This is a genomic window from Streptomyces shenzhenensis (assembly GCF_021462265.1).
In the GTDB taxonomy this organism is placed as follows: Bacteria; Actinomycetota; Actinomycetes; order Streptomycetales; family Streptomycetaceae; genus Streptomyces; species Streptomyces shenzhenensis.
The window spans coordinates 1-509 of the sequence record NZ_JAJONF010000194.1 but is presented as its reverse complement, the minus strand read 5'-3'; the positions used below and the strand labels follow the sequence as shown (position 1 = coordinate 509).

General features: G+C 74.7%; 2 pseudogenes. Both read right to left on the bottom strand.

Features of this window, described 5'->3' with window-relative positions:
* Positions 1–188 (bottom strand): annotated as a pseudogene (locus tag LQ326_RS47420) (two-component sensor histidine kinase); the annotation flags it as partial.
* A gap of 26 nt (positions 189–214) precedes the next feature.
* A pseudogene (locus LQ326_RS47415) lies at positions 215–509 on the bottom strand (ABC transporter permease); the annotation flags it as partial.

The window sequence follows — 509 nt, the reverse complement described above, 5'->3', positions numbered from 1 at the left end:
AGGCCGGACAGGGCGACGACGAGGACGACCGCGGTGTCGAGCACCCACGGATACCGCTGGTCCAGTCGGCGCCGGGCGCCCTGACCGCGCAGCATACGGCCCAGCAGCGGGTGCGCCCAGGCGTCGGCGAGCCCGGGGGACGGCGCGGTGACCCTCCCCCGGGCGGCGGCGGTGGGGGCCTGTCTCATGATCCCCAATTGTCTCGCCCCGCCACTCAGGTGTCGCTCTTGAGGAGTCGCCAGCCGGCCGCGGCGAGGGTGAGGGCCACCCACCCGGCGAAGACGGCGAGGCCCGCCCCGGGGGAGAGGGCGTCGGAGGACTGGTGCAGGGCGTACATCGCCGAGCCCGCGTTGCTGGGGAAGTAGGGGTTGATGTTGTCGTAGACGGAGTCGGGCAGCAGGGAGGCCAGGCCCGGGAGGATGAGCAGGACACCGACCAGGACCGCGATCGCCCCGGCGCTGGAGCGCAGCAGCACGCCCAGGGCCACGCCCGCGACGGCGACCAGGGCC